Source organism: Candidatus Pelagibacter sp. IMCC9063, from assembly GCF_000195085.1.
In the GTDB taxonomy this organism is placed as follows: Bacteria; Pseudomonadota; Alphaproteobacteria; order Pelagibacterales; family Pelagibacteraceae; genus IMCC9063.
In genome coordinates, this window is record NC_015380.1 from 905661 (window position 1) to 919504 (window position 13844).

A 13844-nucleotide genomic window follows, 5' to 3' on the forward strand; every position below is an offset into this window, starting at 1 on the left:
GCAATGACCAAGACAATTTTTTATTTTGATAGTGTTAATAGCACCAACGATGAAGCTAAGAAATTAGTTGAAAATCATAAAGTTATGTCAGGCTTAGTGATTAGTGATCACCAAAAAAAAGGTAGGGGAAGGTTTGGTAATAATTGGGTATCCATGAAAGGAAATTTTATGGGGTCTGCTTTCTTTCCTGTTCGTAATTACAATTCTATTGACAGGTTGCAGTATAAAGTTTTAAAAACCCTTCTTAATTTATTTGTCAAAATTACCAAAAAAAATAATTTTAAAATTAAGAAACCTAATGATATTCTTATAGGAGACAAAAAAGTATGCGGAATACTTATAGAAAGCTTTGTTAACAATAATAAACTATTTGCCATCATTGGAGTAGGGGTTAATTTTATAAAAAATCCAATTCTTAAAAAGTATAAGGCAACTAATTTTAAAAAAGAGTTTAACAAATCAATAAACGTATTAGAATTTTCTAGAATTTTAAATCAAGAAATGAAAAAAACTATTATATGATTTTAATTGGAGATATAGGAAATACACAGTCTAAGTTTGCTCATTATAACAAAGGCAATAACAAGATATTTAAATTAAAAAATTTTAATACTTCCGATATAGAAAAAAATAAAGATTTTACAAAATTTGTTAATAATACAAAATTTACAAATGCTGTTATTGCATCAGTAGTTCCAAAGGTTTTTTTGAAAATTAAATCTGTATTGAAAAAAAAAATATAAAATGTTATGAGATTTTAGATAAAAAGTTAAAAAACCCAATTAAAATTAAGATTAGAAAGCCTAAGCAGTTAGGTTCTGATAGGTTAGCAAATGTATTTGCAGCTAACCAACTTTATAAATCTAATTGTATTGTGATTGATTTTGGCACAGCAACCACTTTTGATATTTTGTCTAAAAATGGAATTTATAATGGAGGGTTGATTACTCCTGGTGTTAGACTCTCTTTATCTACACTAAGTTCATTAACCGCACTGTTACCATTAATAAAGCTAAAGAAAACGAAGCAAATTATAGGAAAAGATACTATTTCAGCTATCAATTCAGGAGTTTATTGGGGCTATGTGGCAATGATTGATGGATTGTTAAAAAAAATTATATCAACTACTAAAAAAAAATATAAAGTAATTTTAACTGGTGGTTTGGCACATATTTTTTCAAATTCACTTCAATACAAATCTACAATCAATACAAACATCACCCTACATGGTGTTGTTGAAACCATTAAATACAATAAAAAATTATTTTAAATATGACGCAAGATAAAAATGAATTAGTTTTCTGTCCTCTGGGAGGAGCTGGTGAGATCGGCATGAATATGAATTTATATGGCTATGGATCTCAAGATGAAAAAAAATGGATTATGATAGATATTGGAGTTGGATTTACGGACGATTCCGTTCCGGGAATAGATTTGATGGTTGCTGATCCTGATTTTGTTGTGCAAAGAAAAAAAGATTTATTAGGAATCTTGTTAACTCATGCTCATGAAGACCATATAGGAGCTATTGCGCACCTTTGGCCATTATTAGAATGTCCAATATACGCAACTCCTTTTACTGCTTCTTTAATTAAAGAAAAACTAAGAGAAAAAAGAGTTCAAATAGGGGAGAACCTTAAAATCATTCAATTAAATGGAAATGTAAATTTAGGTCCTTTTGATATTGATTATGTATCGCTCACACATTCTATACTAGAGCCTAATGCCCTTTCTATAAAAACTCCTGCTGGTACATTATTTCATACAGGAGATTGGAAATGTGACAGTGAGCCTTTGATTGGTGAAAAAATGGATGAGGGTAAACTTAAGGACATAGGGGACAAGGGTGTTCTTGCTATGATTTGTGATTCTACCAATATATTTTCAGAAGGTAGATCAGGTTCTGAAAAAGATGTTCGTGATAGCATGATGACTATTATGGAAAATATTAAAAATAGAATTGTTGTTACTACTTTTGCTTCTAACGCTTCAAGAATGGAAACAGTTTTTAAATGTGCCGAAAAAGCAGGAAGGCACTTGTCTTTAGTGGGCAGGTCGATGCACAGAATTTATAACACAGCACGAGATTGTGGTTATCTACAAGATATTAAGCCACCATTAGATCCAAGGGATGCAAAAAAAATTCCAAGAAATAAAATTGTTTATCTTTGCACCGGTAGTCAAGGAGAGCCGATGGGAGCTATGAATAGAATAGTAAATGAAGAGCATCCAGATGTATTTTTAGACAAAGATGATACGGTTATTTTTTCTTCAAGAATTATTCCTGGGAACGAAAAAAAATTATTTAAAATGCATAATATACTGGTCAAAAGAGAAATAAATGTCTTATCTGAAGACAATGCTTTCATCCATGTCTCTGGCCATCCTGCAAGAGATGAAATGAAAGACATGTATAGTTGGATTAGACCCAAAATAGCAATTCCTGTTCATGGTGAACATCGTCATCTAAAAGAGCATTATGATTTTGCAAAACTTCAAGGAGTTAAACACCCAGCACTAATAGAGAATGGAGATATAATTAAAATATATCCTGGAGAACCAAAAATTATAGACAAGGTTCATAATGGAAAAATGCTAGTGGATGGGAATAGACTGATAGATGAGGATTCAAGATTTTTAAAAGATCGAAAAAATATTGCTAGCAATGGATTGATGGATGTAACTTTGCTTATATCTAAAAAGGGTCAGTTAGATCGAAACCCTATTATTAATTTAAGAGGTTTGCCATTGAATGAGGAGGAGTTTGATGAAATTTTATACGACCTTGAAGATGAGATAGTTAATATTACTAGCACCTACTCTCTCAATAATAAAAAACAAGAAAAAAATTTAATAGACGGGCTAAAATCTAATCTGAAAAAAATTATTTATAGCAAAACTAAAAAAAGACCTTACACCAATATAATTCTAATTCGTTTATAGGCATGTCCATAGGGGGTGGTTTTGTAATTTTTGTAGTTATTTGGATGGTAGTGTTATTCATGATTTTGCCAATTAGAATTTCTTCACAAATTGAAAATGACAATATCACCCCTGGAACCGATCCTGGTGCTCCCTCCAATCCTAATATAGTTAAAAAATTCTTAATAACCACTCTGGTTTCAGTAATAATATTTGCGATTATTATTCTTTTGACATATTTTGAAATTATAAATTTAAGAGAATATTTTTCACAACAATGAAACTATCAAACTTTTTTTTACCCATTCTTCGAGACGTTCCATCAGATGCCACAATAAAATCACATCAACTAATGCTTAGATCTGGAATGATACGACAGTCTGCTTCAGGAATCTATTCATGGCTACCTCTTGGCTTCAAAGTATTAAAAAAAATAGAATCCATTGTAAGGGATGAGCAAAATAAAGCTGGTGCTCAAGAGATGCTGATGCCCACTATTCAATCTGCAGATTTGTGGAAAGAAAGTGGACGTTATGACGGTTACGGATTGGAAATGTTAAGGATTAGAGACAGGCAAGATAGAGAACTTTTGTATGGCCCAACCAACGAAGAGCTTATTACACAAATTTTTAGAGATAATGTAAAGACTTACAAGTCATTGCCGTTAATTCTTTACCATATTCAATGGAAGTTTAGAGACGAAATTAGGCCTCGTTTTGGAATTATGAGATGTAGAGAATTTTTAATGAAAGATAGCTATTCTTTTGACGAAAATAAAGAAGGGGCCATTATTTCATATAACAAAATGTTTTGCGCCTACCTTAAAACTTTTGAGCGCTTAGGTTTAAGGGCAATCCCTATGGCAGCAGATACCGGTCCTATTGGAGGAGACCTTTCTCATGAGTTTATAATCTTGGCTGATACTGGAGAAAGTCAAATTTTTACAAGCAAAAAAATATTAGATTTGAAGATCAGCGATTTTAAGAATGATTCAGAAAGTTTAGCAAAAATGGTAAAATCTTACACAGATATATATTCTGCTACAGATGAAAAGTTTAACCAGTCTGATTTTGACAAATCTGTAGAAAAAAAAGATCAGCTTGTAACAAGGGGAATTGAAGTTGGGCACATCTTTTATTTTGGAGACAAGTATTCTAAGCCTATGAAGGCACTGGTAAACTCCAGTGAGGGAAAAAATATAACTATAGAAATGGGCTCCTATGGTATTGGCGTTTCAAGATTAGCTGGAGCAATTATAGAAGCTAATTATAAAGACAATGTTATGAAATGGCCTGCTAGCGTAACCCCGTTTCATGTAGCTGTTATATATTTAGGTAAAAAAAATGATGAAACTTTAAAGAAAAAAACTTCTGATGTTTATGAGAAGTTATTAAATAATTCTTTTGAAGTCCTTTTGGATGATACTGACGAAAGTCCAGCGAGTAAATTTAAAAATTTTGATCTCATTGGAATACCTTATCAGATTATTATAGGCGCAAAACAAAGTGGTGATGAGTTTGAGTTTAAAGAGCTAGGAGAAGAAAAAGAAATTATTAATCTTGATATTATTATAAACAAATTAAAGAAAATATATTTCAATTGATAACACAATCGGAGCTTCTTATTGTTAAAAGATACTTAAAACCCAAGAAAAAAGAAGGCATTCTTAAAATCATTTCAATTTTTTCATTTTTGGGAATTGGCTTGGGTGTAGCTACCTTAATCATTGTTATGTCTGTTATGAATGGTTTTCGATCCGACTTGATTGGAAAGCTCCTGTTATTTCAGCCACATATTTTAATTTATGAATTCGATAGTTTTAAGAAAAACAAAAAAAAATTGAAGGAATCTTAAGCAAGAATAAAATCAATCATCAAAGCATAAAACTTTCCTATAGTATTCAAGGATTGGTTATTAGTCAGGGAATAAATAAGGGAACTAATATTAGAGCAATTACTAAAAATGATTTTTTATCTGATGAGTTAATTAAAAAAAACATTATTAAAGGTGAATTAAAAAATTTTGAAAACAATTATGCCTCTATAGGTTCCAATTTTGCAGCAGATTTAGGTGTCACAGTAGGTGATAAAATTACAATTTTATCCTCCACAACAGAAAGCACTCCATTTGGAAACATTCCAGAGCAATTTGATTTTATTGTAGGTTCGGTATTTCATTCTGGCATTTACGAATTTGATAGCAATTTTGTTTTAATAAATGCAGAAAGCTCACCAGATTTTATAAAAAAACAAGGTACTAATAAAAATATAGAATTAAAGCTTAATAACCCTGATCAAGCCCAAAAAGTTAAAGATCTTTTAGAAGAAAATAAATTTAAAGTTTTTTCATGGATTGATAATAATAAAACTTTCTACGATGCTTTGTTGGTAGAAAGAAATGTTATGTTTATTATCTTAACTTTAATTATAATAGTTGCAGCTTTTAACATAGTCTCAGGACTAACAATTCTTGTTAAAAATAAGACTAAAGAAATTGCCATATTAAAAACAATCGGTTTTTCCAGCCTATCAATAAATAAAATATTTTTTATAACAGGATCTTTTATTGGAGCGGCAGGAACTTTGTTTGGCGTTGTTTTGGGTGTTTTGTTTTCTTATAATATCGAAAGTGTACGAATTTTTTTAAGTAATGTTTTAAATATAGAGATATTTCCAGCAGAAATATATTTTTTAAGCAAAATGCCTAGCGAGATTAGCATTCCAACTATTTTAACTATTTCTGGTATAGCTCTGGCTATTACTTTTTTGTCATCAATTATTCCTTCGATTAAAGCTTCAAAAATAAACCCAATTCAATCTTTAAAGTATGACTGATAATTTTTTAAATATTTCTGCTTTAAACAAATCTTATACAGACAGTAATGAAAAAATAAATGTTTTGTCAGATCTCAATTTAACATTGGCAGATAATTTAATTGTATCTCTATTGGGTCCTTCTGGTTCAGGAAAAAGTACATTGTTGCACCTTTTGGCACTCCTAGATAAGCCAAATTCAGGTGTGATAAAATTTAACAATACTGACCTAACAACCTTGTCAGATTTTGAAATGACCATTTATAGAAGAAATGAAATTTCTATAATTTATCAGAACAATAATTTGATTTCTGATTTAACAGCATTAGAGAATGTAGCAATTGCAAATATTTGCAAAAATAATGATAAAAAAAATGCAAACATATTAGCAAAGAAACTGCTGGTAGATTTTGGATTGGAAAATAGGGTAAATCATTTTCCCTATCAGATGTCTGGAGGAGAACAGCAGAGAGTTGCTATTGCTAGAGCAGTCATCAATGAGCCAAAATTAATTTTTGCAGATGAGCCAACAGGTAGTTTGGACCAAAAAAATTCGGATCTAGTTTTAGATTACCTATTTCAATTAAGAAAAAAAAATCGTTTGATTGTAATTGCAACCCACAATAGAGATTTGGCCCGCAAAACAGATTTAAGATTAACTTTATCAGATGGCAATGTTAAAGTTGATTCTTAATGCCTGAAAATAATTATTTTAATCACTTTAAAGTTCATACTCAGTATTCAATATGCGAAGGTGCTTTAAAAATTGTTGATCTAGCAGTGCATTGTACATCTAATAATGTTGCTTCAGTCGGTATTTCTGATTCTTTCAATATGTGTGGTGTTTTAGAATTTTCGCAAGAAATTTCAAAAGCAGGATGCCAGCCTATTATTGGCACTCAAATAAACTTTTCTTTTTCAGAAAATAATCTTGAGAAGATGGGTAAAATTTCTCTTGTTGCTAAAAATGACACTGGTTATAAAAATTTATTAAAACTTTCTTCAAGCTCTTACCTATCCATAGAAAAAAATGAAGACCCTCATTGCGATATTCAAGAATTAATTGACAATTCTGATGGTTTAATAGTTTTAGTGGGAGCCAGCCACTCTTTATTATCTTCCCTGGTACTAGAAAACAATATTTTAGATTCTGAACTTCTTCTTCAAAAGATTCAAAAATTTTTTGAAGGAAATCTTTATATCGAAATACAAAGACATAATGAACCTCATGAGCAAGCTTTAGAAACTCAACTTCTTTATTTTAGTGAAAAATTTTCCATTCCAATAATAGCTACGCACGAAGTTTTTTATTTAAAAAAAGACATGTATGAAGCTCACGACGCTTACATTTGTGTTGGTCAAAAAACTTACGTAAATGATATCAAGCGTCTTAGATATTCAGAAGAGCATTATTTTAAGTCAGATTATGAAATGAGCGAGCTTTTTTTGGATTTACCAGAAGCCTTAGAAAACAACAAGAACCTAGCCTTGAGATGTAGCTATAGACCCTTGACTAGTAAGCCGATGTTGCCAAATTTTAATACAGAATCTTCCAATGTTAATGACGAACTAAAAATTAATGCAAACAAAGGTCTGGAAGATAGGCTTAAGAATTTTATTTTAATTAATATAGCTGATGAAGATCAAAGACTAGCAACCAAACAGGTATATAAAGAAAGGCTAAATTATGAAATTGAGATGATTTCTAAAATGAAATTTTCAGGATATTTTTTAATTGTATCAGATTATATTAAATGGGCTAAAAGTAATAATATTCCTGTAGGACCAGGAAGAGGATCTGGTGCAGGATCATTAGTTGCCTGGTGCTTATCCATAACAGACCTTGATCCTATTAAGTTCGGTTTGATTTTTGAACGATTTCTAAATCCAGATAGAATTTCAATGCCAGATTTTGATATAGATTTTTGCCAAGAAGATCGTGATAAAGTTATTAATTACGTTAAAGACAAATACAAAAACAAGGTTGCGCAAATAATTACTTTTGGAAAACTTCAGGCTAGAATGGCTTTGCGTGATATTGGTAGAGTTATAGGTTTGCCGTATGGACGCGTAGATCAATTATCTAAAATGATTCCCTTTGATCCTTCAAGACCCTTAACGCTAGCAGAATCTGTTGCTATGGAACCAAGACTTCAAGAAGCTCAAAAAGAGGATCCGACAATCGAAAAACTTATCAATCTAGCTTTGAAGTTAGAAGGTTTATTTAGAAATATTGCAACTCATGCTGCAGGAATTGTAATTGGTGATAAAAATTTAACAGAAATAGTTCCATTGTACAAAGATCATGATTCAAGCATTCCTATTCCCGTTACCCAATTTGATATGAACTGGTCTGAGCAAGCGGGATTAGTAAAATTTGATTTTCTAGGATTAAAAACACTTACAGTTATTAAAAAAACAATTGAGTTAATAGAAAAAGATAGTCAAAAGCTAGATATAGAAAAAATTCCTTTAGATGATAGCAAAACATTTGAACTCCTCAGTTCAGGAGAGACAATGGGAATTTTTCAGTTGGAAAGCGCCGGCATGAGGGAAGTTTTAAAACAAATGATACCTAATAAGTTTGAAGATATTATAGCATTAGTAGCTTTGTATAGACCTGGCCCTATGCAAAATATTCCCTCATATAATAATCGAAAACATGGACTTGAAGAGCCTGATTATCTTCACCCTAAAATTGAAAACATATTAAAAGAAACTTATGGTGTGATTATCTATCAAGAACAAGTTATGCAAATTGCTCAAGCTTTATCAGGTTTTTCAGCAGGAAAAGCAGATATTTTAAGAAAAGCAATGGGTAAGAAAAAATCAGCTGAAATGGATAGGCAAAAAAAAGATTTCATTGAAGGCGCTATTAAAAATGACATTCCAAAAGAGCAGGCTGTTTATATATTTCAGTTAGTGGAGAAATTTGCTCAGTACGGATTTAACAAAAGTCATGCAGCTGCCTATGCTTTAATAGCTTATCAAACAGCTTATTTGAAGACTCATTATCCATTAAGTTTTTTTTCAGCATCTATGAGTATGGAGATGTCCAATACTGATAAGCTAAATCAGTTTTATGAAGAGTTAAAAAGACTTTCTATAAAAGTACATAACCCATGTATCAATCATTGTTTTGCAGATTTTGTCCCAAAGGATGGTACAATTTTTTATGCACTATCGGGAATTAAAGCCGTAGGATTTGAGGCAATATCTAATGTTATCAAAGAGAGAGAGGAGAATGGAAAGTTTTTATCTATGGAGGATTTTCTTAAGAGGGTAAGTAGCAAAGATATAAACAAGCTGCAACTCGAAGGCCTTATTAAAGCCGGTGCATTTGACTGCATAGATAAAAATCGTAGTAAACTTTATGAAAATGTCCCTGAAATTATTAAGCAATCAAAAAGTTACGATGAAAACCTTCAGGTAGATCAAATAAATCTATTTGAATCTCAGACAAATGACAATTTCAAAATTAACTTTACTGTACATCCAGCATGGGATGAGCCTGAAAAAATTAAAAGGGAATTTGAATCTATTGGTTTTTTTGTAAGTGAACATCCATTAAAAAACTATAAACACATTTTAGATAATTACAGTGTTGTTCAATTTCAGAGTTTTTCAGATAATAAAAATATTAATGAATGCATGTTGTCAGGCACAGTTATGGCTATACAGGAAAAAAAAACTGCAAAGGGTATGCCTTTTGCAATAGTTAAGTTTAGTGACCTAAGTAGAATGTTTGAGTTTTTTATTTTTTCAGAAGTGTTGGTTACCAATAGAGAAAAGTTATCTGCAGGAAAGTCTTTTTTAATAAATGTTAAAAGAGAAGTGCTCAAAAGCGGAATTGAAAGAACAAATGTTACAAAAATTTTTTTAATTAATGATATTTCTGAAAAGAAAATAGACAATCTCGATGTTACAATTAATAAGTTGGATGATATTGGAAGTTTAAAAAATCAGCTTTCCAAAAACGGAAAAACAGCAGTATCCTTATCTCATGTTGATAATGGTAAAAAAATGATTTTTAACCTTAAAAACAAAAGAACTGTTACTCTAGAATCGGTCAAAACCATTGAAAATGAAGGTTTTTTAACAAAAATTAATAATTAATAACCTTGATTTAAATTTTCATTCTTTTATAAGATCTTAAAATTTCGCACGAAGAAAATGGCGTAAGCTCCCGGTCCTGAAAAGGTAGTTTCTTCGGTGGATTAACCGAAAATATTTTATGAACTTACCAAGTGTAACAATTAAAGACCTTTTAGAAGCAGGAGTACATCTGGGTCATAAGACTTTTAGATGGAACCCAAAAATGAAACCTTTTATTTTTGGAGAAAAAAACTCAGTACACATTATCGACCTTTCACAAACCTTAGAACTTTTGAACAAAGCTCTTTTAGAGCTTCATAGATGTGCATCAAATAATGGAAAAATTCTTTTTGTTTCTACTAAAAAGCAGGCTTCAGAATTGGTTGCTAACGTAGCAAAAGAAACTAATAATTTTTATGTAAATCATAGATGGCTTGGTGGAATGTTAACAAATTGGAATACGATCAACAAATCAATAAAAAGATTAAAAAGAATTGAAGAAGATCTAAAACTAGAGGATACGGGATTCACTAAAAAAGAACTTATTAAAATGAGTATGGAAAAAGAAAAGTTAGATCGATCGTTGGGTGGTATCGCTAATATGAAAAAACTTCCAGATATGATTTTTATTATTGATACGAACATAGAATCTTTAGCAGTACTAGAAGCAAAAAAATTGAATATTCCAATAGTTGCTGTTGTAGATAGCAATTCAAATCCAGAGTTTATTGATTTTCCTATTCCAGGCAACGATGATGCTAGACGATCTATAGATTTGTATTGTGATCTCGCATTAAAAACAATTCAAGATGCACAATCTAAAATGAGCGGAGATAAAGATCAAGTATCAAATATTTCTGATATTTCTGAAAAAGTATCGGAAATTAAAAAAGAATCAAAACCTGAAGTATCTTTAGAAATTGATAAAAAGTTAATTAATTAATTTTTTCATGAGCATTTTTGATAAAGTAAAAGAATTGCGTGACCTTACAGGTGCAGGAATGGTTGATTGCAAAAACGCCCTTTCAGAGAATGATGAAAATATTGATTTAGCTATTGAATATTTAAGAAAAAAAGGAATTGCAAAAGCTGCAAAGAAATCCGACAGAAGTGCTGCAGAAGGTTTAATTACTATTGTTAAATCTTCAACAAAAGCATCTATTGTTGAAATAAACTCCGAAACAGATTTTGTTGCAAAAAATCCAGAATTTAATTCTTTTTGTGAGCAGGTTTCAAATCTTTGCTTAGAATCAAATAGTTTAGAATCTCTAAAAGAGAAGAAGACAGATAAAGATTTAACTGTATCTGAAACTTTAATAAATTTAATTGCAAAAATTGGAGAAAATATTCAAATAAGAAGATTTAAAAACATTCATTGCAAGTCTCAAGTGTCTACCTATATTCACAATAAGCAAAATGATAATTCTGGTAAATTGGCAGTACTTTTGTCTTATGCGTCTGACAATAAGGATTTAAGTAAAGATTTTGCAAATCAATTATGCATGCACATAGCGGCGATGTCTCCTCAGTCATTAGATGAAAGAGGAATTAGTCAAGAATTTTTAGAAAGTGAGAAAAAAATTATGAAAGATCAATTGTTAGAGGGCGGGAAAAAACCAGAGATGATTGATAAAATTATTTTAGGAAAAGTTTCTAAAATCATTAAAGACAATACATTATTAGGACAGAAGTGGGTTATCAACCCTGAACTAACAGTGCAACAAGCAATTGATGGTTTTGTAAAAGACAACAAATCCTCATTTTCAATAGAGGACTTTGTTAGATATAAAGTTGGTGAAGGTATAGAGGTAAAAAAATCTGACTTTGCCAATGAAGTTAAAGATTTAACTAGCTAGGTTTGTTCTATGAGTACGAATTCTAAACTCATTTCTTTTGAAGCTAAGATGCAAAACACCATTCAAAGTCTCACACAAGACTTGTCAACTATAAGAACAGGTAGAGCGCATGTTTCTATGCTAGATTTAATTAAGGTTGAAGTCTATGGACAAAAAATGCCCATCAATCAAGTTGCTACAATTTCTACTCCAGAATCTCAATTATTGACAGTTCAAGTTTGGGATGCAGCTAATGTAAAATTTGTAGATAAGGCTCTTAGAGAATCTGATTTAAATATCAATCCCACAGTTGATGGTCAAATAGTAAGAGTCCCTGTCCCAAAGCTTTCAGAAGAAAGAAGATTGGATCTTATAAAGATTGTAAAAAATCAGTCTGAGAAAATAAAAATATCTATAAGAAATATTAGAAGAGAAGGCATGGACTTATTAAAAAATTTACTAAAAAATAAAGACATTTCAGAAGATGATAACGCCAAACTCTCGAATGAACTACAGCAAATAACCGACAAGTTTATTAATGAGGTCGACAAAAAAATATCAGAAAAAGAACAAGAAATCATCAAGGTATGAATAAAGTAAACCACGTTGCTATCATTATGGATGGTAATGGGAGGTGGGCATTAAAAAGAAATAAGCCGAGAAATTTTGGTCACCAAGAAGGTTTGAAAAATATTTCATCTTTAATTGATTTTGCTAAAAAAAATAAAATTAAGTTTTTAACATTATTTGTTTTTTCTTTAGACAATTGGAAAAGGTCCAAAAGAGAAGTAAATTTTTTATTTAATCTTTTAGAGAAATTCTTAGATAAAAATATTAACGAATTAATAAAAAAAAAGATAAAAATAAAATCAATTGGTGAGAGAAAAAATCTAAGCAAAAAACTTATTAATAAAATTAAAAAAGTAGAAAAGCTATCCTCTGTTAATTATGACATTACAGTTAATCTTGCATTTAATTATAGCTCGAAAACTGAAATAATTGAATCTTTAAAAAAATCCATTAAGCAAAAAGCAAAGATTACTGTAGATACCATTAAAAACAATCTTTATACCAAAAATATTCCTGATCCCGAGCTGCTTATTAGGACTGGAGGTAAAAATAGACTTAGCGATTTCATGCTTTGGCAAATGTCTTACACAGAAATTTTCTTTCTAAATAAATTATGGCCCGATTTTAATAAGAATGATTTTAAAAAAATTCTTCGAGAGTATCAAAAAATTAAAAGAAATTTTGGAAGTATTGATGATTAATTTTTTCTTTAGAATGATCAGCAGTTTAGTTTTGGTACCTCTTTTTTTATGGGTTGCTTATATTAATAATATCTTTTTTCATCTACTTCTCTTGCTAATTTTTACTATCTCTTTGTACGAATTAAAATTTGTTTTTATAAAAAATAAGATTTTTTTTATTTTTTTATTTTTCTTAATACTTGCATTTCTATTCTCCACATTGGGTGTCAGGGGGAATTCTAATAATGGTTTTTATTATTTCTTATGGATAATATTAGTCGTCTGGTTAAGCGATATAGGGGGTTATCTATTTGGCAATATTTTTAAAGGACCACCTTTTAGCAAATGGAGTCCCAAAAAAACCCTTTCAGGATTGTTTGGTTCTTTGACTTTGTCACAATTTGCATTTGCAATTCCATCTATGTTAGGACAAGGATTTCAATATAGTTTGGCCATTTTTTTATCTCAATTTCTTTTAGCAATAATAGCCATACTAGGAGATTTATTTTTTTCATTTATAAAAAGAAGTTATAATATTAAAGATTATTCAAATTTAATTCCTGGTCACGGTGGTCTTTTAGATAGAATTGATGGAATGATTTTTGTTATGGTATTTGCATATTTGTTAAAAAGTTATGGCTATTAAAAAAATAAATATTGGGATTGTTGGCTCGACTGGAAGTGTAGGAAAGACATCATTAAAAATATTCAAAAAATATAAAAAACAGTTTAATATTGAATTGTTGGTTTGTGATCAAAATTTGAAGGAAATTACAAATCAAATAAAAATATACAGTCCTAAATATGTATTTGTTAACAATCTTCAAGCCTACAATTCTATTAGGTTAAAAAAATTTAAAAAAAAGTAATTCTTTTTAATGATTTTTTTCTTTTTCAAAAAAAATTTAAATCTAAATTAGACAAGGTAA

At 30.0% G+C, this 13844-nt stretch carries 16 protein-coding genes; all 16 read left to right on the plus strand.

Going from position 1 to position 13844, the window contains the following annotated elements:
• The first annotated feature begins 3 nt into the window (after positions 1–3).
• The 16 genes from SAR11G3_RS04790 (at position 4) to SAR11G3_RS07730 (ending at position 13784) form a co-directional block, all read left to right on the plus strand.
• On the plus strand, positions 4–522 hold the full coding sequence (locus SAR11G3_RS04790; RefSeq protein WP_013695661.1) for a biotin--[acetyl-CoA-carboxylase] ligase: 519 nt from the start codon (positions 4–6) through the stop codon (positions 520–522).
• The gene (locus SAR11G3_RS07820; protein WP_013695662.1) at positions 519–743 is read left to right on the plus strand and encodes a type III pantothenate kinase; all 225 of its coding nucleotides are present in this window, start codon (positions 519–521) and stop codon (positions 741–743) included. The genes SAR11G3_RS04790 and SAR11G3_RS07820 overlap by 4 nt, the downstream gene beginning before the upstream one ends.
• Before the next feature lie 50 nt (positions 744–793).
• Positions 794–1270, plus strand: a complete 477-nt coding sequence (locus SAR11G3_RS07825) for a type III pantothenate kinase (protein ID WP_255346867.1) — start codon at positions 794–796, stop codon at positions 1268–1270.
• A gap of 2 nt (positions 1271–1272) precedes the next feature.
• The gene (locus tag SAR11G3_RS04800; protein WP_013695664.1) at positions 1273–2943 is read left to right on the plus strand and encodes a ribonuclease J; all 1671 of its coding nucleotides are present in this window, start codon (positions 1273–1275) and stop codon (positions 2941–2943) included.
• A 2-nt stretch (positions 2944–2945) separates the two neighbouring features.
• Positions 2946–3203: a DUF1467 family protein gene (locus tag SAR11G3_RS04805; RefSeq protein ID WP_041862374.1), complete on the plus strand. Its 258-nt coding sequence runs from the start codon at positions 2946–2948 to the stop codon at positions 3201–3203.
• On the plus strand, positions 3200–4525 hold the full coding sequence (gene proS / locus SAR11G3_RS04810) for a proline--tRNA ligase (protein WP_013695666.1): 1326 nt from the start codon (positions 3200–3202) through the stop codon (positions 4523–4525). The genes SAR11G3_RS04805 and proS overlap by 4 nt, the downstream gene beginning before the upstream one ends.
• Entirely contained in the window at positions 4522–4776 is a 255-nt protein-coding gene (locus SAR11G3_RS07380; RefSeq protein WP_041862375.1) for a hypothetical protein, read from the plus strand. The genes proS and SAR11G3_RS07380 overlap by 4 nt, the downstream gene beginning before the upstream one ends.
• Positions 4777–4829: 53 nt before the next feature.
• A complete protein-coding gene (locus tag SAR11G3_RS04820; protein ID WP_013695669.1) occupies positions 4830–5756 on the plus strand; it encodes an FtsX-like permease family protein in 927 nt (308 codons plus the stop codon).
• Positions 5749–6429: an ABC transporter ATP-binding protein gene (locus SAR11G3_RS04825; RefSeq protein WP_013695670.1), complete on the plus strand. Its 681-nt coding sequence runs from the start codon at positions 5749–5751 to the stop codon at positions 6427–6429. Before SAR11G3_RS04820 ends, SAR11G3_RS04825 begins: the two co-directional genes overlap by 8 nt.
• Entirely contained in the window at positions 6429–9851 is a 3423-nt protein-coding gene (gene dnaE, locus SAR11G3_RS04830) for a DNA polymerase III subunit alpha (protein WP_013695671.1), read from the plus strand. Before SAR11G3_RS04825 ends, dnaE begins: the two co-directional genes overlap by 1 nt.
• 118 nt (positions 9852–9969) lie before the next feature.
• Positions 9970–10773, plus strand: a complete 804-nt coding sequence (rpsB, locus tag SAR11G3_RS04835; protein WP_013695672.1) for a 30S ribosomal protein S2 — start codon at positions 9970–9972, stop codon at positions 10771–10773.
• Between the two features lie 7 nt (positions 10774–10780).
• Positions 10781–11686 carry a translation elongation factor Ts gene (tsf, locus tag SAR11G3_RS04840; protein ID WP_013695673.1) on the plus strand — a complete coding sequence of 302 codons (906 nt, stop codon included), beginning with the start codon at positions 10781–10783 and terminating at the stop codon, positions 11684–11686.
• Positions 11687–11695: 9 nt separating this feature from the next.
• Positions 11696–12256, plus strand: coding sequence for a ribosome recycling factor (gene frr, locus SAR11G3_RS04845; protein WP_041862376.1), 561 nt, complete (start codon positions 11696–11698; stop codon positions 12254–12256).
• Positions 12253–12936 carry a polyprenyl diphosphate synthase gene (gene uppS / locus SAR11G3_RS04850; RefSeq protein WP_041862377.1) on the plus strand — a complete coding sequence of 228 codons (684 nt, stop codon included), beginning with the start codon at positions 12253–12255 and terminating at the stop codon, positions 12934–12936. Before frr ends, uppS begins: the two co-directional genes overlap by 4 nt.
• Positions 12869–13561 (plus strand): phosphatidate cytidylyltransferase, encoded by a 693-nt coding sequence (locus SAR11G3_RS04855; RefSeq protein WP_049775431.1) that lies wholly within the window; start codon positions 12869–12871, stop codon positions 13559–13561. Before uppS ends, SAR11G3_RS04855 begins: the two co-directional genes overlap by 68 nt.
• On the plus strand, positions 13551–13784 hold the full coding sequence (locus SAR11G3_RS07730; protein ID WP_013695677.1) for a hypothetical protein: 234 nt from the start codon (positions 13551–13553) through the stop codon (positions 13782–13784). The genes SAR11G3_RS04855 and SAR11G3_RS07730 overlap by 11 nt, the downstream gene beginning before the upstream one ends.
• Positions 13785–13844: the final 60 nt, after the last annotated feature.